The organism is Pseudomonas sp. NPDC089743, assembly GCF_044748785.1.
Classification (GTDB): domain Bacteria; phylum Pseudomonadota; class Gammaproteobacteria; order Pseudomonadales; family Pseudomonadaceae; genus Aquipseudomonas; species Aquipseudomonas putida_X.
On the sequence record NZ_JBIVGS010000020.1, the window covers coordinates 1 to 24,791 of the forward strand.

Below are 24,791 nucleotides of genomic sequence, written 5' to 3' on the forward strand. Positions count from 1 at the left end.
TGATCGCATCAAGCTCAGGCTCAATGGCCTGAGCCCTGTGGAGTACAGGACTCGGGCTGCAGCTTAAAGCTGTCCAACTTTTGGGGGGCAGTCCATGGATCGCGCCGGCTTTTAGAGGTTGAGCAAGACAGTTGCTACAACCGGGGTCGGGTTTGCCGGCGAATCAGCGGGCAGGTCAGAGGGTGCGGGGGCGGGTGACGCGGTCTACCAGGTAGACCAGCCCGTGGTAATCGATGCCGCTGTGGCTGGACAGCCCGATCTCGCAGGTTCGGCTGGTAGAAATCCCTTCGCTGCAATGCTGCACCGCGTCCTTCAGGCTGCGCAGTGAGTGGGCATTCAGCTCGGGTGTGGTAAAGCCTTTGTCACCGGCAAAGCCGCAACAGTGAATCCCTTCTGGGATCACCACCTGCGTGCTGCAGCGCCGTGCCAGGTCGATCAGGGCCTGGCTTTCACCCAGGTGCTGGGTGCTGCAGGTCACGTGCACGGCCACCGGCTCGTCCTGTGGGGTGAACTCCAGCTTGTCCAGCAGGTGTGTGCGGATGAAGCGCACCGGGTCGTACAGGTCCAGGCGGGTGTCGCCCAGGCCCTGTACCAGGCGCAGGGTGCAGGGGCTGGTGTCACAGTAGATGGGGTCCAGGCCGCCGCGGCTGGCGTGCAGCAGTGCGTTGATCAGCTCTTGGCGCTTGTGCTCCGCTTGCTCGGGGTAACCTTTGGAGGCGAACGGCTGGCCGCAGCACAGGCTGTCGGCGTTGCCGGGGAACACCACTTGGTAACCGGCCTTTTCCAGCAGGGCGCGGGTTTTGTCCAGCAGTGAACTTTGTTCGCGGTCGGCATAGGCCGGGCCCATCACCCGCGACACGCACGCCGCCAGGTACACCACCCGTGGCCGGGCATCGTTGCTCGCCGGGCCAAAACTTACGCTGCGCAGCGGTTGCGGCATGGCGGCGGACCATTGCGGCAGGCGGCCTTTGCTGGCTTTGCTCAATGAGGCGCTCAGGCGGCCCAGGCGCGGGGCGCCGAGCAGCTTGCGCGCAGTGTTGGCGGCGGTCAGGGTCAGGCGGGCGCCGGCCAAGGTGGTGTGGAAGTGTTCGGCCAGCCAGTCGGCGGCCTTGGCATGCTCGGCGGCCTGGCTGCGCAACTTCTTCACCAGCTCGCCGGTGTTGATGCCCACCGGGCAGCGCTGGGCGCACAGGCCAGTGGCGGCGCAGGTGTCGATGCCTTGGTACTGGTACGTCTGCAGCAGGGCGCGGGTGTCGATGCCGGCGCGTTTTTTCGCCTGAATGTCACGCCACATGACGATGCGCTGGCGTGGGCTGAGGGTCAGGCCTTTGGATGGGCAGACCGGTTCGCAGAAGCCGCACTCGATGCATTTGTCGACGATCTCGTCGGCGGCTGGCAGCGGCTTGAGGTTTTTCAGGTGGATGTCCGGGTCTTCGCTCAACACCACATCGGGGTTGAGAATGCCGTTGGGGTCGAGCAGGCGTTTGAGCGTCCACATCAGCTGATAGGCGTCATGCCCCCACTCCAGCTCCACGAACGGCGCCATGTTGCGGCCGGTGCCGTGCTCGGCTTTGAGCGAGCCGCCGAATTCCACGGCCACCAGTTGCGCCACGTCATCCATGAAGGCCTGGTAGCGCGCCACTTCCTGCGCGCTGTTGAAGCCCTGGGTGAAGACAAAGTGCAGGTTGCCCTCCAGCGCATGGCCGAAGATGATCGCTTCGTCATAGTGGTGCTTGTCGAACAGCTGGATCAGGCGGTTGACGCCTTCGGCCAGTTGCTCGACGGGGAAGGTGACGTCTTCGATGATCACCGTGGTGCCGGTCTGGCGCACGGCGCCGACGGCGGGGAAGGTGTCCTTGCGGATCTTCCACAGCTGGTTGTACACCGCCGGGTCTTCGCTGAAGTCGACTTGCTGTTCCAGCGGGTATTCGGCGATGGAGGCCATGACCTGTTGCAGTTGTTCGTGCAGCAGGCTCTGGCTGGCGGCGCGGGACTCGATCAACAGCGCGCAGGCATTGTCCGACAGGCCTTTTACCCACAGCGGCATGCCCGGCATGTTCTGCACCGAACGCAGGCTGCGGCGGTCGAGCAGCTCCACGGCGGACACTGGCTGGCGCTTGAGCACGGTCACTGCGCGGCAGCAGCTTTCTACGCTGGGGAACACCAGCAGCGCGCTGGCCTTGTGCGGGTGATCGGGCACGGTGTCGTAGGTGACAGCGCTGATGAAGCCCAGCGTGCCTTCAGACCCAACCAGCAAGTGCTGGAGGATATCCAGCGGCTCGTCGTAGTCCACCAGGGCGTTGAGCGACAGGCCGGTGGTGTTCTTCAGCCGGTATTTGTGCCGGATGCGGTCTGCCAGTTCGGTGTTGGCGCGGGTTTCGCGGCCAAGCCGGGCCAGCGCTTCGAGCAGTTCGGCGTGGCTGCTTTCAAAGGCGGCAACGCTGGCCGGGTCTTCGCTGTCCAGGCGCGTGCCGTCTGCCAGCACCAGGCGCAGGCCGGCCAGGGTGTGGTAGGTGTTTTGCGCGGTGCCGCAGCACATGCCGCTGGCGTTGTTGGCAACGATACCGCCGATCTTGCAGGCATTGATCGAGGCCGGGTCCGGGCCGATCTTGCGCCCGTAAGGAGCCAGCCAGGCGTTGGCCTGGGCACCGATGACCCCGGGTTGCAGGCGGATCTGTTCGCCCTGGCCGCGGATCTCTTTGCTGCCCCAGTTATCGCCGAGCACGATCAGCACCGAGTCACTGATGGCCTGGCCGGACAGGCTGGTGCCCGCGGCGCGGAAGGTTACCGGCACGCGCTCGCGCTGGGCCAGCTGCAGCAGCCCGACCACTTCGTCTTCCGACTCCACACGCACCACCAGCTTGGGGATCAGGCGGTAGAAACTGGCGTCGGTGCCAAAGGCCAGGGTGGACGTAGGGTCGTCGAAACGGCGGTCGGCGGGTATCAGGCGCTCGGCATCACGCAGGAAGGCGGCGGGCAGGCTCATGCTATCTCCTCACGGGGCCACGGCGTCTGGCGCGCCGCGTGCCCCGGTCATACAGGCGGTGTTTGTGCAGGCGCTCAAGCGCCCAGTTCGCGTACCAGCGAGTCGCGGCTGATATCGCTGATCGACTTGGCGCCCGTGAGTACCATGGCCACGCGCATTTCCTTTTCGAACAGTTCGAGCAGGTTCTTCACCCCGGCCTGGCCGTGCACGGCAAGGGCCCAGAGGAAGGCGCGGCCGATCAGCACGGTGTCTGCACCCAGGGCGATCATGCGCACCACGTCCAGGCCACTGCGGATGCCGGAGTCGGCGAGGATTTTCAGGTCGCCTTTGACGGCGTCGGCAATCGCCGGCAACGCACGGGCGCTGGACTGCACGCCGTCGAGTTGGCGGCCGCCGTGGTTGGAGACGACGATGCCGTCGGCTCCGAACTTGACCGCGTCCCGTGCGTCGTCGGCGTCGAGGATGCCTTTGATGATCATCGGGCCGTCCCAGAACTCGCGGATCCATTCCAGGTCCTTCCAGGAAATGGACGGGTCGAAGTTGTTACCCAGCCAGCCGATGTAGTCGGCAAGGCCGGTGGGGTTGCCGCGGTATTTGGAGATGTTGCCCAGGTCGTGCGGGCGGCCCATCACGCCAACGTCCCAGGCCCATTCGGGGTGGGTCATGGCCTGCAACACGCGGCGCATGGGCCCATTGGCGCCGCTCATGCCGGAGTGGGCATCACGGTAACGGGCACCTGGCACCGGCATGTCGACGGTGAACACCAGGGTCTTGACCCCGGCAGCCTTGGCCCGCTCCAGCGCGTTGCGCATGAAGCCGCGGTCTTTGAGCACATACAGCTGGAACCACATCGGCCGGTCGATCGCCGGCGCCACTTCCTCGATCGGGCAGACCGACACGGTAGACATCGTGAACGGGATGCCGTGGGCGGCTGCCGCGCGGGCTGCCTGCACTTCGCCGCGGCGGGCGTACATACCGGTGAGGCCGACCGGGGCCAGGGCCACGGGCATGCTCAGGGTTTCGTCGAACAGCCGGGTTTCCAGGCTCAGTTCGGACATGTTCTTGAGCACCCGCTGGCGCAGGGCGATGCCGGCAAGGTCCGAGACGTTGTGGCGCAGGGTGTGCTCGGCGTACGCGCCGCCGTCGGCATAGTGGAAGAGGAAGGGGGGCAGCTTGCGTTGGGCCGCGGCGCGATAGTCAGTGGAGGCGGAAATGATCATGGATTCTCGCAGCGTGGGTTGAAGGAGACGCCGGGCGCTCGCTGGCGCCCGGCCCCTTTCACTTTAGTGATGAACCAGCATGCCGGTCAGCCAGTAGGCCTGGACCAGGGTGATCAGGCCAACGATGGTGGCGAAGAACAGGCTGTGCTTGACGGTGAAGCGGAACAGGTCGGACTCCTTGCCAACCAGGCCGGTGGCTGCGCAGGCCACGGCGATCGACTGCGGCGAGATCATCTTGCCGGTCACGCCGCCGCTGGTGTTGGCCGCTACCAGCAGGGTGTCGTTGACGCCGATCTGGTGGGCGGTGGTGGCCTGCAGCGAACCGAACAGGGCGTTGGACGAGGTGTCCGAGCCGGTGAGGAACACACCCAGCCAGCCCAGGAACGGCGAGAAGAATGGGAACGCAGCGCCAGTGCCGGCCAGTACCAGGGCCATGGTCGAAGACATGCCCGAATAGTTGGTGACGAAGGCGAAGGCCAGGACCATGCCGATGGAAAGGATCGGCCAGCGCAGTTCCCAGAAGGTCTCTTTGAAAGTGGTAAGACCAGTTTTGAAGTTGATTTTCAGCACGGCCATGGAGATCAGTGCCGACAGGAAGATCGCTGTGCCGGTGGCGGAGATCGGGTCGAGCTTGAACACCGCTGGCATGGCGGTCGGCGCGGCGACGATCGGCGCGGTCTTGATCACCAGTTGGTCGAGGTGCGGGATGGCGAAGTTGAACACGAAGTTGTACATCGCTCCGCCTGGGGCGAATGCTGCCTTGAACGGTTTCAGGGTCCAGAGGGTGACCAGCACGGTGAGGATCAGGAATGGCGACCAGGCCTTGAAGATTTCACCAAAACTGTAAGGGCTCGGCTGGCTGCCGCCGCTGCTGACCACGGCGGCGCCGACGCTGCCTTTGGCTTCGGCGAACGAGCGCTTGGGTTGCCAGACTTTCAGGAACAGGGTCAGGGCCACCAGGCTGGCCAGGGCCGAGGTGATGTCTGGCAGTTCCGGGCCGATGAAGTTGGAGGTGAAGTACTGGGTGACGGCGAAGCTCAGGCCGGCCACCAGGGCTGCAGGCCAGGTTTCTTTGACGCCGCGCAGGCCGTCCATCATGAACACCAGCCAGAACGGCACGAACAACGACAGCAGCGGCAGCTGGCGGCCGGTCATGGCGCCGATGTGGAAGGCGTCGATGCCGGTCACCTGGCCGGCGACGATGATCGGGATGCCCAGGGCGCCGAACGCCACTGGGGCGGTGTTGGCGATCAGGCACAGGCCGGCTGCGTACAGCGGGTTGAAGCCCAGGCCCACCAGCAGGGCGGCAGTGATTGCCACGGGGGCGCCGAAGCCGGCCGCGCCTTCGAGGAAGGCCCCGAAGCAGAAGCCGATCAGCAGCACCTGTAGGCGCTGGTCGTCGGTGATCGACAGTACCGAGCTGCGGATGACCTCGAACTGGCCGCTCTTGACGGTGAGCTTGTACAGGAACACCGCGGCAACGATGATCCAGGCGATTGGCCAGAGGCCGTAGAGGAAGCCATAGCCCGCGGCAGCGAGGGCCATGTCGACCGGCATCTGGAAGGCGAAGATCGCTACCAGCATGGCTAATCCAAGGGTGATGCTGCCGGCGACGTGGCCTTTGAGGCGGAACACGGCGAGGGCCAGGAAGAAGAACACGATGGGTATGACCGCCGCCAATGCGGACAGGCCAAGGCTACCGAGCGGGGAATAGAGTTGTTGCCAGGTTTGCATATGGGGTGGCCCCTAATTGTTGTTGGTCAGGCACTGGCATTGGATAATTGGTAAGACCAATTTACAATGGCTGGACGCTAGGTTAAAAGCGCTGTGATGGGTGTGTCAATTTGTCCTGTGCAAAACTTTGGTCGTGTGCCGATGAGCGGGCGGCTGATGGGGTTTGAAAAACGTCGCCTGATGGGTGTCGGCGTGGCGTGGATCGGCGAGAATAGACGCCCCCTGAATTTTGCCGGGGGTTTGTGGAGAGCATGTGATGGTTTTTGATCAGGTCCGCCAGCGGCGCCTGTCCGACGACATCGTCGACCGGTTGGAAGGGATGATTCTCGAAGGCACCCTGACCTCGGGCCAGCGGCTGCCGGCCGAGCGCGCCCTGGCCGAGCAGTTCGGTGTGTCGCGCCCCTCACTGCGCGAGGCGATCCAGAAGCTGGTGGCCAAGGGATTGTTGGTCAGCCGGCAGGGGGGTGGTAACTATGTGGCCGAATCGCTCGGCTCAACCTTCAGCGACCCGTTGCTGCAACTGCTGGAGCACAGCGCCGAAGCGCAGCGCGATTTGCTGGAGTTCCGTCATACCCTGGAGGCGTCATGCGCCTATTACGCTGCCCAGCGCGCCACCGAGCCTGATCGCGCCCGGCTCAAGGCTGCATTCGACACCCTGCAGGACTGTTATGCCCGGGCTGACCAGGTTACCCGGGCAGAGGAGGGGGCAGCGGATGCGCGCTTCCACCTGGCGATTGCCGAGGCCAGCCACAATGCCGTGCTGCTGCATACCATTCGCGGGCTGTTCGACCTGCTCAAGCGCAATGTGGTGACCAATATCGGGGGCATGTACCAGCAGCGCACCGAGACGCGGGACATGCTGATCAGCCAGCACCGTGAGTTGTATCAGGCGATTGTCGAGGGCAGGGCGGACGATGCGCGGGAGGTGTCCAGCCGGCACATTCTGTATGTGCAGGAGGTGCTGGAGGAGGCGCAGAACGAAGCCCAGCGCGTAGCGCGGGCAGAGCGGCGCAGCGGGCGCTGAAGTTCGTGGCCCTATCGCCGGCTTGCCGGCTTCCACAGGGGTTGCGCCAGCTTTTAGCAGTTGAGCAAGACAGATGTTTCCACAGGCGCGTCACTGACCTGAAGCCAGTGGGCTGCCTGTGAAAGCCGGCTTTCCGGCGATAGAGGCGCTACAAAGCGAAGAAGCCTTTAGTCTTCCTTGCCCTTGTTGCGCACCGCACGCTGCAGCTCGCGGTTGGAATCGCGTTCGCGCACGGTGTCGCGCTTGTCGAATTCCTTCTTGCCCTTGCCAAGCGCAATCTCGCACTTGATCAGGTGCTTGCTCCAGTACAGCGCCAGGGCCACACAGGTGTAGCCCTTTTGCGCCACCGCAGCTTCCACACGCTCCAGCTCGCGCTTGTTCAGCAGCAGCTTGCGCGAGCGGATGGGGTCGGCGATGACGTGGGTGCTGGCAGTGGTCAGCGGGGTGATGTGGCTGCCGAACAGCCAGGCTTCGCCATCCTTGAGCAGCACGTAGCTGTCGGTCAGGTGCGCCTTGCCGGCCCGCAGGCTTTTTACTTCCCAACCGGACAGGACCAGCCCGGCCTCGAACTTGTGTTCGATGAAGTAATCGTGTCGCGCCTTTTTGTTTTGCGCGATGGTCCCGGTCGGATGTTTCTTTTGTTTAGCCATAGGGGCGGCATTATAGGCAAGTCACCGCGTGGTCGGCTACGGGATTTCGGTGCGCTTGAGCCACCGCAATGAATACCGGACAATACAGGCCCTGTCTTACGCACAGGTTCTGTTTTTGGCACGCTGCGAAGCCCGCCACCCAGCCTTGGAAGTGACGCCTGGATGACTACCCATATTCAACGCTCCGCCCTGCTGCCGTACCCTGCCCAGGCGCTGTACGACCTGGTCAATGATGTAGCCAGCTACCCGCAGTTTTTGCCCTGGTGCTCGGCCTCGACGGTGCTCGAAGCCAGTGACACGCACATGCGGGCCAAGCTTGAGGTGGCCAAAGGGGGGATGAGCCAGCAGTTCGTGACCAGCAATGTGCTGGTGCCGGGGCAGTCCATCGAGATGAACCTGGAGGAAGGGCCGTTCACCCAGCTGCATGGCGTGTGGGTGTTCAAGGCGCTGGGCGAAAAAGCCTGCAAGATCAGCCTGGACCTGTCCTTCGATTATGCCGGGCCGATCGTGCGGGCGACCTTGGGGCCGCTTTTCAATCAGGCCGCCAATACATTGGTGGATGCGTTCTGCCAGCGTGCCAAGCAGCTCAATAGCTGATGCTGCCTAGCCACCAGGCACAAAAAAAGCCCGGAATGATCCGGGCTTTTTTTCGCCTGCAATTTATTGCGGCGAGGTATCCAGTGGGGCGGGTGTCGGCACCGGTGTGGTCTGGATGGTGTCGATCTCGCGCTGGATGGATTCTTCCACAGAGCCAGGCTTGGCCGGCTTCTCTTCCGGCTGCGATGCTGGCTGGCCTGGCTCGGTGGCCGGGCTGACAGTGGTATCGCTGCTGCCGCCCAGGATTTCCTGGTCGCGGCTCACCCCTGGCATGAAGTCGCCAGACAGGCTGACCAGCTGGTCGCTGTCATTGAAGAAGATGCTCATGCGCTCCTGTTGGCGTTGGCCGCCACCAGGCTGCAGGCTGTACAGGTAATCCCAACGATTGGTGTTGAAAGTATCCTGGAGCAGAGGGTTGCCCATGATAAACCTTACTTGCCGGCGGGTCATTCCGGGGCGTAATTGGTCTATCATGTCTTGCGTAACGACATTGCCCTGCTGGATGTCGATTTTGTAAACCCCGGGAAACGAGCAACCGGCGAGTGCGAGCAGTCCCACGAAGGTGAGGCTGGTTAGCAAGTGCTTGGTGTTGTTTTGCATCGGTGGGCGACTTCCACTATCTTGGCTGGACAACGTAAACCCCGATCATACCCGTATTAAGAGAAGCTGCGAAGCAGCATCGGCGAGAAAGCTGACCATGGTTGAAAATAGCGAACTGCGCAAAGCCGGTCTCAAGGTGACACTGCCTCGAGTCAAGATCCTTCAGATGCTCGATTCGACCGAGCAACGTCACATGAGCGCCGAGGATGTCTACAAGGCGCTGATGGAGGCTGGCGAGGACGTCGGTCTTGCAACCGTTTATCGCGTACTCACCCAGTTCGAGGCTGCTGGGCTGGTGGTGCGTCACAACTTCGATGGCGGTCACGCAGTTTTCGAGCTGGCGGACGGCGGTCACCACGACCATATGGTCAACGTGGAGACCAGTGAAGTCATCGAATTCATGGATGCCGAAATCGAGCGGCGTCAAAAAGAGATCGTGGCCGAGCATGGCTACGAGCTGGTGGACCACAACCTGGTCCTCTACGTGCGTAAGAAAAAGTAACGATTTCGGTCGTTATGAGCAGCAAAGGCGACCCTAGGGTCGCCTTTGTGCTTTGTGCCGCAGGGTTAACTGCTGGAGCCAGCTGCAGGCAGCCTCACGCCTTGCCGGACACCACCATCTTGCGTGCATGCGCCAGCGATTCCTTGGTCAGGTCGATCCCCCCCAACATCCGCGCCACCTCTTCGACCCGCTCGCGCTTGCCAAGGTTGGCCACGGCCGTGTGCGTTGTGTCGCTGTTGCGCACCTTGTGCACGAACAAATGATGATGCCCTTGCGCCGCGACCTGAGGCAGGTGGGTGACGGTCAGCACCTGGCCGCGTTCACCGAGGCGGCGCAACAGTTGGCCGACGATCTCGGCCGTCGGCCCACCGATACCCACGTCAACTTCGTCGAAGACCAGCGTCGGGATGCGTGAGGTTTGCGCCGTGATGACCTGAATCGCCAGGCTGATCCGTGACAGTTCACCGCCCGAGGCCACTTTGGCCAACGCTTTGAGCGGCTGCCCGGGGTTGGCGCTGACCAGCAGTTCTATCTGCTCAAGGCCGTGTGGCGACAGGTCGTTGCTTTGGTTGGGTGTGAGTTCGATGCAGAACCGCCCGCCAGGCATGCCCAGGCGCTGGATCTCTTGTTCGACCGCGACGGCGAGCTGTTTGGCGGCCTGTTGGCGCAAGGCGCTCAGCTCGGTTGCCTTTTCCTGATAATGCTTGGCATAGGCGGACAGTTCCTCACCCAGGCGCTCTATGGATTCGTCGCTGGCATTCAGGCCTTCGAGCTCCTCAAGCAGTTGTTGCTGCAGGTGGGGCAGTTCGGTCGGGTGCACGCGGTGTTTGCGTGCCAGGGTGTAGATGGTGTCGAGGCGCTCTTCCAGGGCCTGCAGGCGCATGGGGTCGGCGTCGAAGTTGTCGAGGAAGCGGTTGAGTTCGCCTACGGCTTCTTCTATCTGGATCTGTGCGCTGGCGATGAGGTTGGCGGCTTCACCCAGTGCCTTGGGCGTATTGGCTGCGGCGCCCAGGCGGTTGAGGCTGGAGGTGAGGGCGCCGAGCACATTGCCCGAGTCGCTTTCGCTGCACTGGTCGATGACCTGGCGGCAGATGCCGAACAGGGCCTCGGCGTTGGTCAGGTTCTTGTGTTCCTGCTCCAACTGCTCCAGTTCGTTTTCACCCAGGCCAAGGTTGTCGAGCTCTTCGAGCTGATAGCTGAGCAACTGGTGGCGGGCGCGCTGCTCATCGCCGGAGTTGGACAGGTGCTCAAGCTCCAGGCGGGTCTGGTTCCAGCGCTTGGCGGCCAGCTGAACCTGACGGGACAGGTCGATGGCACCGGCATATTCGTCGAGCAGGCGGCGGTGGGTGTCGGTCTTGAGCAGCGACTGGTGCTCATGCTGGCTGTGGATGTCGATCAGCAGTTCACCGAGCGCCTTCAGGTCACCCAGCGGGCAGGGCGTGCCGTTTATGTAGCCGCGGCTGCGGCCTTCGGCCGTGATCACGCGGCGCAGGATGCACGGGCCGCCATCGTCCAGGTCGCGATCGGCCAGCCAGGTGTGCGCTTCGGGGATGTCCACCAGGTCGAAGGTGGCCAGGATGTCCGCCTTGTCTGCGCCAGGGCGCACCACGCCGCTGTCGGCACGATCACCCAGGGCCAGGCCGAGGGCGTCGAGCATGATCGATTTGCCTGCGCCGGTTTCGCCGGTGATGACGGACATGCCGCGGGCGAGTTCGAGATCGAGGTGTTCGACGATGGCGTAGTTGTGAATGGACAGGTGCACCAGCATGGGGCGGCTCCCGAAAAGTCAGGTCTGGTTATTTATACAGTACTTTTTTCGGCCCTGCCAATGCCTGCTCGCAGTTTCCATCGTCGAGCCAAAACCGCTTTGCCCCTTGAAGCTGATTTTTCCGGCCCCATATAGCCGGCAGACACGGCGAGCTTTGCTCGTACTACAGAGATTGCGGAGGAGAGACCCCATGGCTGACGAACAGCTGAATGAGAAAGACCTTAACGCCGAAGAGGCAGGTGCAGTGGATAACGGCGCCCGCGTTCAAGAGCTCGAGGAGCAGCTGGCCGCCGCCAAGGATCAGTCCCTGCGTGCCGTCGCCGACCTGCAGAACGTGCGCCGCCGCGCCGAGCAGGATGTCGAGAAGGCGCACAAGTTCGCCCTGGAAAAATTCGCCGGCGACCTGCTGCCTGTGATCGACAGCCTTGAGCTGGCTCTGGCGCACTCCAGCGCTGAGGATGAGCAGGTCAAGAAGATCCGTGAAGGCGTCGAACTGACCCTCAAGATGTTCCAGGACACCCTCAAGCGTTACAACCTCGAAGCCATCGACCCGCACGGGCAGCCGTTCAACGCCGAGCACCATCAGGCCATGGCCATGCAGGAAAGCGCCGAGGTAGAGCCCAACAGCGTGCTGAACGTGTTCCAGAAGGGCTACCTGCTCAATGGCCGCCTGCTGCGCCCTGCCATGGTAGTGGTCAGCAAGGCGCCGAGCGCGCCGCAGCCTTCGATCGATGAAAAGGCTTGAAATCCGTCGGGGCATCCCCATCTAGGTGTCAAGCCTTCAAGTATTACCGCAGTTGGCCAAAGTAGTCGCTGCAACCAAATTCAAGTTTCGGGAGAGTAAACATGGGCAAAATCATCGGTATCGACCTGGGGACCACCAACTCGTGCGTCTCCATTCTGGAAAACGGTAACGTCAAGGTCATCGAAAACGCCGAAGGTGCGCGTACCACCCCTTCGATCGTGGCCTACGCCAATGACGGCGAAATCCTGGTTGGCCAGTCGGCCAAGCGCCAGGCCGTCACCAACCCGCACAACACCCTGTTCGCAGTGAAGCGCCTCATCGGCCGCCGCTTCGAAGAAGATGTCGTGCAGAAAGACATCAAGCTGGTGCCGTACAAGATCGTCAAGGCTAACAACGGTGACGCCTGGGTCGAGGCTTCCGGCAAGGAAATGGCGCCGCCGCAGATCAGCGCCGAAGTCCTGAAAAAGATGAAGAAGACCGCCGAAGACTACCTCGGCGAGCCAGTCACCGAAGCGGTCATCACCGTTCCGGCCTACTTCAACGACAGCCAGCGTCAGGCCACCAAAGACGCCGGCCGCATCGCGGGCCTGGACGTAAAGCGCATCATCAACGAGCCGACCGCTGCTGCGCTGGCCTATGGCATGGACAAAGCCAAGGGCGACCACACTGTCATCGTTTATGACCTGGGTGGTGGTACCTTCGACGTATCGGTCATCGAAATCGCCGAAGTCGACGGTGAGCACCAGTTCGAAGTACTGGCCACCAACGGCGACACCTTCCTGGGTGGCGAAGACTTCGACATGCGCCTGATCGACTACCTCGTCGACGAGTTCAAGAAAGAGTCGGGCATGGACCTGAAGAACGACCCTCTGGCCCTGCAGCGTCTGAAAGAAGCGGCGGAAAAGGCCAAGATCGAACTGTCCTCGGCCCAGTCGACCGACGTGAACCTGCCGTACATCACTGCAGATGCGACCGGTCCGAAGCACCTGAACGTGAAGATCTCCCGCGCCAAGCTGGAGTCGCTGGTCGAAGACCTGGTCAACCGTACCATCGAGCCTTGCCGCATCGCCCTGAAAGACGCAGGCATCGACGCCAGCAAGATCGACGACGTGATCCTGGTCGGTGGCCAGACCCGTATGCCGCTGGTGCAGAAGGCCGTAGCCGACTTCTTCGGTAAGGAAGCTCGCAAGGACGTCAACCCGGACGAAGCAGTCGCCATGGGCGCTGCCATCCAGGGTGCCGTACTGGCCGGTGACGTGAAAGACGTGCTGCTGCTGGACGTCAGCCCGCTGACCCTGGGTATCGAAACCATGGGCGGCGTGATGACCCCGCTGATCGAGAAGAACACCACCATTCCGACCAAGAAGTCGCAGGTGTTCTCGACGGCCGACGACAACCAGGGCGCAGTGACCATTCACGTGCTGCAGGGTGAGCGCAAGCAAGCCTCGCAGAACAAGTCGCTGGGCAAGTTCGACCTGGCTGACATCCCGCCAGCACCGCGTGGTGTTCCGCAGATCGAAGTGACCTTCGACATTGACGCCAACGGCATCCTGCACGTCGGCGCCAAAGACAAGGCCACCGGCAAGACCCAGTCGATCGTGATCAAGGCCAACTCCGGTCTGTCCGACGAAGAGATCGAAAAAATGGTGCGTGACGCCGAGGCCAATGCCGAGGAAGACCGCAAGTTCGAAGAGCTGGCCGCTGCCCGTAACCAGGGTGACGCGCTGGTTCACTCGACCCGCAAGATGGTCGCTGACGCCGGTGACAAGGTCACTGCCGAAGAGAAGACTGCCATCGAAGCGGCCGTGGTTGCCCTGGAAGCCGCTGTCAAAGGCGACGACAAGGCTGCCATCGATGCCAAGGTCGAGGAACTGTCCAAAGTCTCCGCGCCGGTAGCGCAGAAGATGTACGCCGAGCAGTCGGCCGAACAGCCTCAGGGCGGCGCTCAGCAGCAGGCCGAACCGGAAGCCAAGCACGATGACGTGGTTGACGCCGAGTTCGAAGAAGTGAAAGGCGACGACAAGAAGTAATCGTTGCATGTTGTCGGCCAGCTCACCGTCGTTTGGCGGTGAGCTGGTAGGATGTCGCCGCGCGGGGGCTTGCTCCCGCGTTGGCGTATCTGGAATTCGAGAATTTTTTACAGCATTTGTCTGGGCCGCATCGGGTCTTCAGGCGGGTGCTGACGGCGCGGCGCGGATGCCGAACGCCCAACAAGGTGCAAATGACCTATGTCCAAGCGTGATTATTATGAGGTCCTGGGTGTCGAGCGCGGCGCCAGTGAAGCAGACCTGAAAAAGGCTTATCGCCGCCTGGCGATGAAGTACCACCCGGACCGCAACCCGGGCGACAAAGAGTCCGAAGACAAGTTCAAGGAGGCCAACGAGGCCTACGAAGTGCTGTCTGATGCGAGCAAGCGGGCCGCGTTCGACCAGTATGGTCACGCCGGTGTCGACCCGAGCATGGGTGGCGGCGGTGCAGGCTTCGGTGGCGCCAACTTCTCCGACATCTTTGGCGATGTGTTCAGTGACTTCTTCGGTGGTGGGCGTGGCGGTGGTCGTGGTGGCGCTGCGCGCGGCAGCGACCTGCGCTACACCCTGGAACTGAACCTGGAAGAAGCCGTGCGCGGCACCACGGTCAGTATTCGTGTGCCGACCCTGGTCAATTGCCAGTCCTGTGACGGCAGCGGTGCGAAGAAGGGTTCGACGCCATCGACCTGCCCGACGTGCGGCGGCATTGGCCAAGTGCGCATGCAGCAGGGCTTCTTCTCTGTGCAGCAGACCTGCCCGCGCTGCCATGGCCAGGGCAAGATCATCACCGACCCGTGCAATGCTTGCCACGGTGAAGGCCGCGTCGAGGAATACAAGACCCTGTCGGTCAAGGTGCCGGCCGGCGTCGACACGGGCGACCGTATCCGCCTGTCCGGCGAAGGCGAGGCGGGCACTCACGGTGGCCCGACTGGCGACCTTTACGTAGTGATCAACGTGCGTGAGCACGAGATTTTCCAGCGTGACGGCAAGCACCTCTACTGCGAAGTGCCCATCAGCTATACCGATGCCGCTCTGGGTGGCGAGCTGGAAGTGCCGACCCTCGATGGTCGTGTGAAGCTCAAGATCCCGGAAGGCACTCAGACCGGCAAGCAGTTCCGCCTGCGTGGCAAGGGTGTGGCACCGGTGCGTGGTGGTGGTGCGGGTGACCTGCTGTGCCGCGTTGCGGTCGAGACCCCGGTCAACCTCAGCCGTCGCCAGCGTGAACTGCTCGAAGAGCTGCGCGACTCGCTCGAAGGCGACAGCTCCCACTCGCCCAAAGCCAATGGCTGGTTCGATGGCGTGAAGCGCTTCTTCGGCGATCTCTGACAAGGAACAGGCTATGCGACGTATTGCAGTGATGGGCGCGGCAGGGCGGATGGGCAAAACCCTGATCGAAGCTGTGCAGCAAACCCCAGGTGCCGGGCTGACCGCGGCGATCGATCGCCCGGACAGCTCGCTGGTCGGGGCGGATGCCGGTGAGTTGGCGGCCCTTGGCCGTATCGGTGTGCCGCTGTCGGATGACCTGGCCAAGGTTGCCGACGATTTCGATGTGCTGATCGACTTCACTCACCCTTCGGTGACCCTGAAGAACTTGGCGTTCTGCCGCAAGCATGGCAAGGCCATGATCATCGGCACCACCGGTTTCACCAGCGACGAGAAGCAGCTGTTGGCCGAGGCGGGCAAGGACATCCCGATCGTCTTCGCCGCCAACTTCAGCGTAGGCGTCAACCTCAGCCTGAAGTTGCTGGACATGGCCGCGCGGGTGCTGGGCGATGATGTCGACATCGAGATCATCGAGGCGCACCACCGGCACAAGGTCGATGCGCCGTCAGGCACTGCGCTGCGCATGGGTGAGGTGGTGGCCAATGCACTGGGCCGTGACCTTCAGGAAGTGGCGGTGTATGGCCGTGAGGGCCAGACGGGGGCGCGTGATCGCAAGACCATCGGCTTCGCCACCGTGCGTGCCGGCGATGTGGTCGGTGACCACACCGTGCTGTTCGCCGCAGAAGGTGAGCGCCTGGAAATCACCCACAAGGCTTCCAGCCGCATGACCTTCGCCAAGGGTGCGGTGCGTGCCGCGCTGTGGCTGGATGGGCGTGAGGCGGGCTTGTACGACATGCAGGATGTGCTGGAGCTGCGCTGAGTCTTGCAGCGACTGTGATGGCCCCATCGCCGGCTTGTCGGCGATGGGGTGCAAGGCACCCCTTGTCGCAATCATGTGTTTTAGAGGCACATTTGCGGTAGACCAAAAAAGCACTTTTCTGTAAGCTACAGCTTTAGTGTGTCCACTAAAAGCGCGCAGCGAATTGAATTCAGCACATAAAAGCGGGGTGACGTGTCCATACGTCACTCCGCTTTTTTGCAACCTGCGATCGCCCTTTCATGCTTGATTTACGGGAGGTCTTCTTGACAAAGCCAGCCATACTCGCCCTTGCCGACGGCAGTATTTTTCGCGGTGAAGCCATCGGTGCCGACGGTCAAACCGTTGGTGAGGTGGTATTCAACACCGCTATGACCGGCTACCAGGAAATCCTTACAGACCCTTCCTACGCGCAGCAAATCGTTACCCTGACTTACCCGCACATCGGCAACACCGGTACCACGCCGGAAGATGCCGAGTCGAACCGCGTCTGGTCCGCCGGCCTGGTCATTCGTGACCTGCCGCTGCTGGCCAGCAACTGGCGTAACACCCAGTCGCTGCCTGACTACCTCAAGGCCAACAATGTCGTTGCCATCGCCGGCATCGACACCCGTCGCCTGACCCGTATCCTGCGTGAAAAGGGCGCTCAGAACGGCTGCATTCTGGCTGGTGACAACATCAGCGAAGAAGCCGCCATCGCCGCGGCCCGCGCCTTCCCCGGCCTCAAGGGCATGGACCTGGCCAAGGTCGTTTCCACCAAGGAGCGTTACGAGTGGCGCTCCAGCGTGTGGGAGCTGAAAACCGACAGCCACCCGACCCTGGAAGCCTCCGAGCTGCCGTACCACGTTGTCGCCTTCGACTACGGCGTCAAGCTGAACATCCTGCGCATGTTGGTCGCCCGCGGCTGCCGCGTGACCGTGGTGCCTGCCCAGACCCCGGCCAGCGAAGTGCTCGCGCTCAACCCGGACGGCGTGTTCCTGTCCAACGGCCCTGGTGATCCGGAGCCATGCGACTACGCCATCCAGGCGATCAAAGAGATCCTCGAAACCGAGATCCCGGTGTTCGGCATCTGCCTCGGCCACCAGCTGCTGGCCCTGGCCTCCGGCGCCAAGACCGTCAAAATGGGCCACGGCCACCACGGTGCCAACCACCCGGTCCAGGACCTGGACACCGGCGTGGTCATGATCACCAGCCAGAACCACGGTTTCGCCGTAGACGAAGCCACCCTGCCGGGTAACGTGCGCGCCATCCACAAGTCGCTGTTCGACGGCACCCTGCAGGGTATCGAGCGTACCGACAAGAGCGCGTTCAGCTTCCAGGGCCACCCTGAAGCGAGCCCGGGCCCGACCGACGTCGCGCCACTGTTCGATCGTTTCACCGATGCCATGGCCAAGCGCCGCTGAGCATCCTGCTTCAAGGCCCCGGGCCGGCACCTGCCGCGCCCGGCCGCGCCTGACCCAGATTGTTCAAAGCGGCTTGCCGACTGACCCCGGATTTGAGTGACCACCATGCCAAAACGTACAGACATCAAAAGCATCCTGATTCTCGGCGCTGGCCCGATCGTGATCGGCCAGGCCTGCGAATTCGACTACTCCGGCGCCCAGGCTTGTAAAGCCCTGCGCGAGGAAGGTTTCCGCGTCATCCTGGTGAACTCTAACCCAGCCACCATCATGACCGACCCGGCCATGGCCGACGCCACCTACATCGAGCCGATCAAGTGGCAGTCGGTGGCCAAGATCATCGAAAAAGAGCGCCCGGACGCCGTATTGCCGACCATGGGTGGCCAGACCGCACTGAACTGCGCCCTGGACCTGGAGCGCCACGGCGTGCTGGAGAAGTTCGGCGTAGAGATGATCGGTGCCAACGCCGACACCATCGACAAGGCCGAAGACCGTTCGCGCTTCGACAAGGCCATGAAGGACATCGGTCTGGAGTGCCCGCGCTCCGGTATCGCCCACAGCATGGAAGAGGCCAATGCGGTCCTTGAGAAGCTTGGCTTCCCCTGCATCATCCGCCCGTCGTTCACCATGGGTGGCACCGGCGGTGGTATCGCTTACAACCGTGAAGAGTTTGAAGAAATCTGCACCCGTGGTCTGGACCTGTCGCCGACCAAAGAGCTGCTGATCGACGAATCGCTGATCGGCTGGAAAGAGTACGAGATGGAAGTGGTCCGCGACAAAAAGGACAACTGCATCATCGTCTGCTCGATCGAAAACTTCGACCCGATGGGCGTGCACACCGGTGACTCCATCACCGTGGCGCCAGCGCAGACCCTGACCGACAAGGAATACCAGATCATGCGCAACGCCTCGCTGGCGGTGCTGCGTGAAATTGGCGTTGAAACCGGCGGTTCCAACGTGCAGTTCGGTATCTGCCCGAACACTGGCCGCATGGTCGTGATCGAGATGAACCCGCGTGTTTCGCGTTCCTCGGCGCTGGCTTCCAAGGCAACGGGCTTCCCGATCGCCAAGATCGCCGCCAAGCTGGCCATTGGTTACACCCTCGACGAACTGCAGAACGACATCACGGGCGGCCGTACCCCGGCGTCCTTCGAGCCGTCGATCGACTACGTCGTGACCAAGCTGCCACGCTTCGCCTTCGAGAAATTCCCGAAAGCCGACGCCCGCCTGACCACCCAGATGAAGTCCGTGGGTGAAGTCATGGCCATCGGCCGTACCTTCCAGGAGTCCCTGCAGAAAGCCCTGCGCGGCCTGGAAGTCGGTGCTTGCGGCCTGGACCCGAAAGTCGACCTGGCCAGCCCTGAAGCCGCCAGCATCCTCAAGCGCGAGCTGACCGTGCCGGGCGCCGAGCGTATCTGGTACGTGGCTGACGCCATGCGTTCGGGTATGACCTGCGAAGAGATCTTCGCCCTGACCGGCATCGACATGTGGTTCCTGGTGCAGATGGAAGACCTGATCAAGGAAGAAGAGAAGGTCAAGACCCTGGCCCTGTCGGCGATCGACAAGGACTACATGCTGCGCCTCAAGCGCAAGGGCTTCTCGGACCAGCGTCTGGCCAAGCTGCTCGGTATCACCGACAAGAACCTGCGCCGTCACCGCCACAAGCTGGAAGTGTTCCCGGTTTACAAGCGCGTCGACACCTGCGCTGCCGAGTTCGCCACCGATACCGCCTACCTGTACTCCACCTATGAGGAAGAGTGCGAGGCCAACCCGTCGACCCGCGACAAGATCATGATCCTGGGTGGCGGCCCGAACCGTATCGGCCAAGGCATCGAGTTCGACTATTGCTGCGTGCACGCGGCACTGGCGCTGCGTGAAGACGGTTACGAGACCATCATGGTCAACTGCAACCCGGAAACCGTCTCCACCGACTACGACACCTCCGACCGTCTGTACTTCGAGCCGTTGACCCTGGAAGACGTGCTGGAAGTCTGCCGCGTCGAGAAGCCCAAGGGCGTCATCGTCCACTACGGCGGCCAGACCCCGCTGAAACTGGCGCGCGCCCTGGAAGAGGCCGGCGTACCGATCATCGGTACCAGCCCGGACGCCATCGACCGTGCCGAAGACCGTGAGCGCTTCCAGCAGATGGTTCAGCGCCTGAACCTGCTGCAGCCGCCAAACGCCACCGTGCGCAGCGAAGAAGAAGCCATCCGTGCCGCGGGCGGTATCGGTTACCCGCTGGTGGTGCGCCCGTCCTACGTACTGGGCGGCCGCGCGATGGAGATCGTCTACGAACTGGACGAGCTCAAGCGCTACCTGCGTGAAGCCGTGCAGGTGTCCAACGACAGCCCGGTACTGCTCGACCACTTCCTCAACTGCGCCATCGAGATGGATGTGGATGCGGTCTGCGACGGCACCGACGTTGTCATCGGCGCGATCATGCAGCACATCGAACAGGCCGGTGTTCACTCCGGTGACTCGGCGTGCTCGCTGCCGCCTTACTCGCTGAGCAAGGACGTGCAGGACCAGGTTCGCGACCAGGTGCGCAAGATGGCACTGGAGCTGGGCGTGGTTGGCCTGATGAACGTGCAGCTGGCCTTGCAGGGCGACAAGATCTACGTGATCGAAGTCAACCCGCGCGCCTCGCGTACCGTGCCGTTCGTGTCCAAGTGCATCGGCACCTCCCTGGCGATGATCGCTGCCCGCGTCATGGCTGGCAAAACCCTGAAAGAGCTGGGCTTCACCCAGGAAATCATCCCGAACTTCTACAGCGTCAAGGAAGCCGTCTTCCCGTTCGCCAAGTTCCCGGGGGTTGACCCGATCCTCGGCCCTGAGATGAAATCGACGGGTGAAGTCATGGGTGTCGGTGACAGCTTCGGTGAAGCGTTCGCCAAGGCCCAGATGGGTGCCAGCGAAGTGCTGCCAACGGGCGGTACCGCGTTCATCAGCGTACGTGACGACGACAAGCCGCAAGTGGCTGGCGTTGCCCGCGACCTGATCGCCCTGGGCTTTGAAGTGGTCGCTACTGCAGGTACTGCCAAGGTCATCGAGGCGGCGGGCCTGAAAGTGCGCCGCGTGAACAAGGTGACCGAAGGTCGTCCGCACGTGGTCGACATGATCAAGAACGACGAAGTGTCGCTGATCATCAACACCACCGAAGGCCGTCAGTCGATTGCTGACTCCTATTCGATTCGTCGCAATGCGTTGCAGCACAAGATCTACTGCACCACGACCATTGCGGCTGGTGAAGCCATCTGCGAAGCGCTGAAATTCGGCCCTGAAAAGACCGTTCGTCGCTTGCAGGATCTGCATGCAGGACTTAAAGCATGAGCATTACCAAGTATCCGATGACCGTTCAGGGCGCTCGCGCCCTGGAAGAGGAACATCTGTTCCTGAGCAAGACCGAGCGCCCGCGCCTGAGTCAGGCCATTGGCGAAGCGCGCGAACTGGGCGACCTCAAGGAAAATGCCGAATACCATGCCGCCCGTGAGGAGCAGGGCATGGTCGAGGCGCGTATCCGCGACATCGAAGGCCGTCTGCAGAACTCGGTCGTGATCGATGTGACCACTATTCCTCACACCGGCAAGGTGATTTTCGGTACCACTGTGGTGCTGGCCAACACTGAAACCGATGAAGAGGTGAGCTACCAGATCGTTGGCGAGGATGAAGCCGACGTGAAGCAAGGCAAGCTCTCGAGTGGCGCACCGATCGCCCGTGCCATCATCGGCAAGGAAGAAGGTGATACTGTCGTCGTCAAGACGCCAAGCGGCTCGGTCGAGTACGAGATTGTCGAAGTCAAGCACATCTGACCGGCGCCAGCGGGCGCCATCCCTCGAGGGGATCCTCTGGCAACTGGCCCAGGTTTTCTGGGTCGGTGGCCTTTGGGTGTTCCATGTGGGGCTGGTGCCTGCGCTCAAGGTCAGTGGCCTGGCGCCCTTGCTGGTACAGGACATCGCCGGGCAGATCGACCGTTGGTTGATAGGTGTGGCGATGCTCGGGCTGCTGACGCAGCTGGCGGTGCTGGCGAGGGTCGATGGCCTGGCTGCCTGGTGGCGGCAATTCCGTGGCCAGATGCTGTTGCTGGGCTTTGCGGCCTGCGTGGGGTACTACACCTTGCGCTACGGTATCTCGGTCGGCGAGCGCTGGCAGATGTTCTGTTTCCTGGTGCTGGGGTTTTCCGGCATCGTGCTGGTCGCTCAACCGGTACCGGTCAGGGCGCGTCAAGCGCGCCACTGAGCGGCGCCACCGTTACTTGTAACGGTGGATGTTGGACAGCTGCTTGTTCGGCTGCGGGTTCTTGCGGTAGATCAGCGCTTTCTTGCCGATGGTCTGCACCAGCTCGGCGCGGCCTTGCTTGCACAGCTCTGCGATGGTCTCGGCGCGCTCTTCGCGATCTTCCGAGCGAATTTCGACCTTGATCAGCTCATGGTCAGCCAGGGCGCGGTCCAGTTCAGCGATCACGCCTTCATTCAAACCGTTGCCAGCAACGATCAGGACCGGTTTCAGGTCATGACCAATGGATTTGTATTGCTTCTTCTGCTCGTTATTGAGCGGCATAATCTGACCCTTTCCGTCTGATTCTGTAAAATTGACGGGCATTTTACCCGAGGGCCTGTGGCTCCGCCCAGTCAAACACGACGCATATCATCGAGGTGCCCCGTGGTACAACGTTCCAAAAGCAGCGCCAACTGGCTGCGAGAGCATTTTAACGACCCTTTTGTTAAGCAGGCGCAGAAGGATGGCTACCGCTCGCGCGCAAGCTACAAACTGCTGGAGATCCAGGAGAAGGACCGCCTGATCCGTCCCGGCATGAGCGTGATCGACCTCGGCGCAGCCCCTGGCGGTTGGTCGCAGGTGACCAGTCGTCTGATTGGTGGCCAAGGCCGCCTGATCGCTTCCGACATTCTGGAAATGGACTCGATCCCTGACGTTACCTTCATTCAGGGCGACTTCACCCAGGATGAAGTGCTGCAACAGATTCTCGACGCTGTCGGTGATTCGCACGTAGACCTTGTGATTTCCGACATGGCCCCCAATATGAGTGGTACGCCTGAAGTGGACATGCCACGTGCGATGTTCCTCTGTGAGTTGGCCCTGGACCTGGCAACACGTGTACTCAAGCCCGGTGGTGATTTTCTCATCAAGATTTTCCAGGGCGAAGGCTTTGACATGTACCTGAAGGATGTTCGCACCAAGTTCGACAAGGTGCAGATGCGCAAGCCGTCGTCTTCGCGGGACCGCTCGCGTGAACAGTACCTGCTGGGTAGGGGGTTCAAGGGCGCTTGAATGGCGTGCTGCGGGGTGGTCGATAGTTATTTCCAATCGGCCGCCCCGTCTGGATTGTCCGAACTTCGTGTAGTCTAGATTTCACAAAGGGTTACAGACGGTGCCTGCGGTTGCGTAGGTAATGTAGTAAGTTAGGGCGATGAATATCATGCGAGGCACGGCTGCGTCGTGCGCCGGCCTCAGAGGGTAGCGAATTGAACGACATGGCAAAGAATCTGATCCTGTGGTTGATCATCGCAGCTGTCCTGGTGACGGTGATGAACAACTTCTCCAGCCCTAACGAGCCGCAGACCCTCAACTACTCCGACTTCATCCAGCAGGTCAAGGATGGCAAGGTCGAGCGTGTTACCGTCGATGGCTACATCATCACCGGCAAACGCTCCGATGGCGACAGCTTCAAGACCGTTCGCCCGGCCATTACCGATAACGGCCTGATCGGCGACCTGGTCGACAATAACGTGGTCGTCGAAGGCAAGCAGCCGGAGCAGCAGAGCATCTGGACTCAGCTTTTGGTGGCGAGCTTCCCGATCCTGGTGATCATCGCCGTGTTCATGTTCTTCATGCGCCAGATGCAGGGCGGTGCAGGCGGCAAGGGCGGGCCGATGAGCTTCGGCAAGAGCAAGGCGCGCCTGTTGTCCGAAGACCAGGTCAAGACCACCCTGGCCGACGTCGCAGGTTGCGACGAGGCCAAGGAAGAAGTCGGCGAGCTGGTCGAGTTCCTGCGCGACCCGGGCAAGTTCCAGCGTCTGGGCGGGCGCATCCCGCGTGGCGTGTTGATGGTTGGCCCACCGGGTACCGGTAAGACCTTGCTGGCCAAGGCCATTGCCGGCGAAGCCAAGGTGCCTTTCTTCACCATCTCCGGTTCGGACTTCGTCGAGATGTTCGTCGGTGTGGGTGCCAGCCGTGTGCGCGACATGTTCGAGCAGGCCAAAAAGCACGCCCCATGCATCATCTTCATCGACGAGATCGACGCCGTTGGTCGCCACCGTGGCGCCGGCATGGGCGGTGGTCACGACGAGCGTGAGCAGACCCTCAACCAGTTGCTGGTCGAGATGGACGGCTTTGAAATGAACGATGGCATCATCGTCATCGCCGCCACCAACCGTCCGGATGTACTGGACCCGGCCTTGCTGCGTCCTGGCCGTTTCGACCGCCAGGTGGTGGTCGGCCTGCCGGACATCCGTGGTCGTGAGCAGATCCTCAAGGTCCACATGCGCAAGGTGCCGATCGGCGAAAACGTCAACCCGGCGGTCATTGCCCGTGGTACGCCAGGCTTCTCCGGTGCTGACCTGGCCAACCTGGTCAACGAAGCTTCGCTGTTCGCGGCACGCTCCAACAAGCGCCTGGTCGAGATGAAAGAGTTCGAACTGGCCAAAGACAAGATCATGATGGGCGCCGAGCGCAAGACCATGGTCATGTCCGAGAAGGAAAAACAGAACACCGCTTACCACGAGGCCGGTCACGCCATCGTGGGTCGTCTGGTGCCTGAGCATGACCCGGTCTACAAGGTCTCGATCATCCCGCGCGGTCGCGCCCTGGGTGTGACCATGTTCCTGCCCGAAGAAGACCGCTACAGCCTGTCCAAGCGTGCGCTGATCAGCCAGATCTGCTCGCTGTACGGTGGCCGTATCGCCGAGGAAATGACCTTGGGCTTCGACGGCGTCACCACCGGTGCCTCGAACGACATCATGCGCGCCAGCCAGATCGCCCGGAACATGGTTACCAAGTGGGGCCTGTCCGAGAAGCTCGGCCCGCTGATGTATGCCGAAGAAGAGGGCGAGGTCTTCCTCGGCCGCAGCGCCGGTAGCCAGCACGCCAGTGTTTCCGGTGAAACTGCCAAGCTGATCGATTCGGAGGTGCGCAGCATCATCGACCAGTGCTATGCCACTGCCAAGCAGCTGCTGACCGACAACCGCGACAAGCTCGACGCCATGGCCGAAGCACTGATGAAGTACGAGACCATCGACGCCGACCAGATCGACGACATCATGTCCGGTCGTACGCCTCGCGAACCGCGTGACTGGGACGACGATAAGACTTCGGGCACGCCTGCTGCCCAGAATGATCGCCCTGAATCGCCGATCGGCGGCCCAGCGGCTCAACACTAAGGGC

Annotated in this window: 20 protein-coding genes; 13 read left to right on the top strand and 7 right to left on the bottom strand. The window is 62.1% G+C overall.

What is annotated here, in order from left to right; genetic code table 11:
* Positions 1–175 precede the first annotated feature (175 nt).
* From ACIPZC_RS23625 to ACIPZC_RS23635, 3 genes are all read right to left on the bottom strand, one after another.
* On the bottom strand, positions 176–2,986 hold the full coding sequence (locus ACIPZC_RS23625; RefSeq protein ID WP_400629875.1) for an FAD-binding and (Fe-S)-binding domain-containing protein: 2,811 nt from the start codon (positions 2,984–2,986) through the stop codon (positions 176–178).
* A gap of 74 nt (positions 2,987–3,060) precedes the next feature.
* Positions 3,061–4,206 carry an FMN-dependent L-lactate dehydrogenase LldD gene (gene lldD, locus ACIPZC_RS23630; protein ID WP_241803863.1) on the bottom strand — a complete coding sequence of 382 codons (1,146 nt, stop codon included), beginning with the start codon at positions 4,204–4,206 and terminating at the stop codon, positions 3,061–3,063.
* Between the two features lie 63 nt (positions 4,207–4,269).
* Entirely contained in the window at positions 4,270–5,940 is a 1,671-nt protein-coding gene (locus tag ACIPZC_RS23635) for a lactate permease LctP family transporter (protein ID WP_241803862.1), read from the bottom strand.
* 256 nt (positions 5,941–6,196) lie between these two features.
* Between ACIPZC_RS23635 and ACIPZC_RS23640 the strand changes: the two genes are divergently transcribed.
* Entirely contained in the window at positions 6,197–6,964 is a 768-nt protein-coding gene (locus ACIPZC_RS23640; protein ID WP_012312632.1) for an FCD domain-containing protein, read from the top strand.
* 167 nt (positions 6,965–7,131) lie between these two features.
* Here ACIPZC_RS23640 and smpB read toward each other — a convergent pair whose 3' ends face one another.
* Positions 7,132–7,614, bottom strand: coding sequence for an SsrA-binding protein SmpB (gene smpB / locus ACIPZC_RS23645; RefSeq protein WP_012312633.1), 483 nt, complete (start codon positions 7,612–7,614; stop codon positions 7,132–7,134).
* 162 nt (positions 7,615–7,776) lie between these two features.
* Here smpB and ACIPZC_RS23650 point away from each other — a divergent pair, with 162 nt between their 5' ends.
* The gene (locus tag ACIPZC_RS23650) at positions 7,777–8,211 is read left to right on the top strand and encodes a type II toxin-antitoxin system RatA family toxin (protein WP_241803861.1); all 435 of its coding nucleotides are present in this window, start codon (positions 7,777–7,779) and stop codon (positions 8,209–8,211) included.
* Between the two features lie 63 nt (positions 8,212–8,274).
* On the opposite strand, the gene ACIPZC_RS23655 is transcribed toward ACIPZC_RS23650, so the two are convergent.
* A complete protein-coding gene (locus ACIPZC_RS23655; protein ID WP_241803860.1) occupies positions 8,275–8,811 on the bottom strand; it encodes an outer membrane protein assembly factor BamE in 537 nt (178 codons plus the stop codon).
* A gap of 97 nt (positions 8,812–8,908) precedes the next feature.
* Here ACIPZC_RS23655 and fur point away from each other — a divergent pair, with 97 nt between their 5' ends.
* Entirely contained in the window at positions 8,909–9,313 is a 405-nt protein-coding gene (gene fur, locus ACIPZC_RS23660) for a ferric iron uptake transcriptional regulator (protein ID WP_008096237.1), read from the top strand.
* Between the two features lie 94 nt (positions 9,314–9,407).
* Here fur and recN read toward each other — a convergent pair whose 3' ends face one another.
* Complete coding sequence (recN, locus tag ACIPZC_RS23665; RefSeq protein WP_349975268.1) at positions 9,408–11,081, bottom strand: DNA repair protein RecN; 1,674 nt, start codon at positions 11,079–11,081, stop codon at positions 9,408–9,410.
* Positions 11,082–11,271: 190 nt separating this feature from the next.
* Here recN and grpE point away from each other — a divergent pair, with 190 nt between their 5' ends.
* From grpE to ACIPZC_RS23705, 8 genes are all read left to right on the top strand, one after another.
* Positions 11,272–11,826 carry a nucleotide exchange factor GrpE gene (gene grpE / locus ACIPZC_RS23670; protein WP_012312638.1) on the top strand — a complete coding sequence of 185 codons (555 nt, stop codon included), beginning with the start codon at positions 11,272–11,274 and terminating at the stop codon, positions 11,824–11,826.
* A gap of 101 nt (positions 11,827–11,927) precedes the next feature.
* Positions 11,928–13,856 (top strand): molecular chaperone DnaK, encoded by a 1,929-nt coding sequence (gene dnaK / locus ACIPZC_RS23675; RefSeq protein ID WP_012312639.1) that lies wholly within the window; start codon positions 11,928–11,930, stop codon positions 13,854–13,856.
* A gap of 198 nt (positions 13,857–14,054) precedes the next feature.
* Positions 14,055–15,179 (top strand): molecular chaperone DnaJ, encoded by a 1,125-nt coding sequence (dnaJ, locus tag ACIPZC_RS23680; RefSeq protein ID WP_400629881.1) that lies wholly within the window; start codon positions 14,055–14,057, stop codon positions 15,177–15,179.
* A gap of 13 nt (positions 15,180–15,192) precedes the next feature.
* Positions 15,193–15,996 (top strand): 4-hydroxy-tetrahydrodipicolinate reductase, encoded by an 804-nt coding sequence (gene dapB / locus ACIPZC_RS23685; RefSeq protein WP_349975269.1) that lies wholly within the window; start codon positions 15,193–15,195, stop codon positions 15,994–15,996.
* 263 nt (positions 15,997–16,259) lie between these two features.
* Entirely contained in the window at positions 16,260–17,396 is a 1,137-nt protein-coding gene (carA, locus tag ACIPZC_RS23690; protein WP_241803855.1) for a glutamine-hydrolyzing carbamoyl-phosphate synthase small subunit, read from the top strand.
* Between the two features lie 105 nt (positions 17,397–17,501).
* Positions 17,502–20,723 (top strand): carbamoyl-phosphate synthase large subunit, encoded by a 3,222-nt coding sequence (gene carB, locus ACIPZC_RS23695; RefSeq protein WP_241803854.1) that lies wholly within the window; start codon positions 17,502–17,504, stop codon positions 20,721–20,723.
* Positions 20,720–21,202 (top strand): transcription elongation factor GreA, encoded by a 483-nt coding sequence (gene greA / locus ACIPZC_RS23700; protein WP_012312644.1) that lies wholly within the window; start codon positions 20,720–20,722, stop codon positions 21,200–21,202. The genes carB and greA overlap by 4 nt, the downstream gene beginning before the upstream one ends.
* A complete protein-coding gene (locus ACIPZC_RS23705) occupies positions 21,180–21,629 on the top strand; it encodes an MFS transporter (RefSeq protein ID WP_241803853.1) in 450 nt (149 codons plus the stop codon). The genes greA and ACIPZC_RS23705 overlap by 23 nt, the downstream gene beginning before the upstream one ends.
* Positions 21,630–21,641: 12 nt before the next feature.
* Here the strand turns inward: ACIPZC_RS23705 and yhbY are convergent, their stop codons facing one another.
* Positions 21,642–21,950 carry a ribosome assembly RNA-binding protein YhbY gene (gene yhbY / locus ACIPZC_RS23710; RefSeq protein WP_241803852.1) on the bottom strand — a complete coding sequence of 103 codons (309 nt, stop codon included), beginning with the start codon at positions 21,948–21,950 and terminating at the stop codon, positions 21,642–21,644.
* 102 nt (positions 21,951–22,052) lie between these two features.
* Between yhbY and rlmE the strand changes: the two genes are divergently transcribed.
* Positions 22,053–22,679: a 23S rRNA (uridine(2552)-2'-O)-methyltransferase RlmE gene (gene rlmE / locus ACIPZC_RS23715; RefSeq protein ID WP_241803851.1), complete on the top strand. Its 627-nt coding sequence runs from the start codon at positions 22,053–22,055 to the stop codon at positions 22,677–22,679.
* A 203-nt stretch (positions 22,680–22,882) separates the two neighbouring features.
* A complete protein-coding gene (gene ftsH, locus ACIPZC_RS23720) occupies positions 22,883–24,787 on the top strand; it encodes an ATP-dependent zinc metalloprotease FtsH (protein WP_241803850.1) in 1,905 nt (634 codons plus the stop codon).
* Positions 24,788–24,791 lie beyond the last annotated feature (4 nt).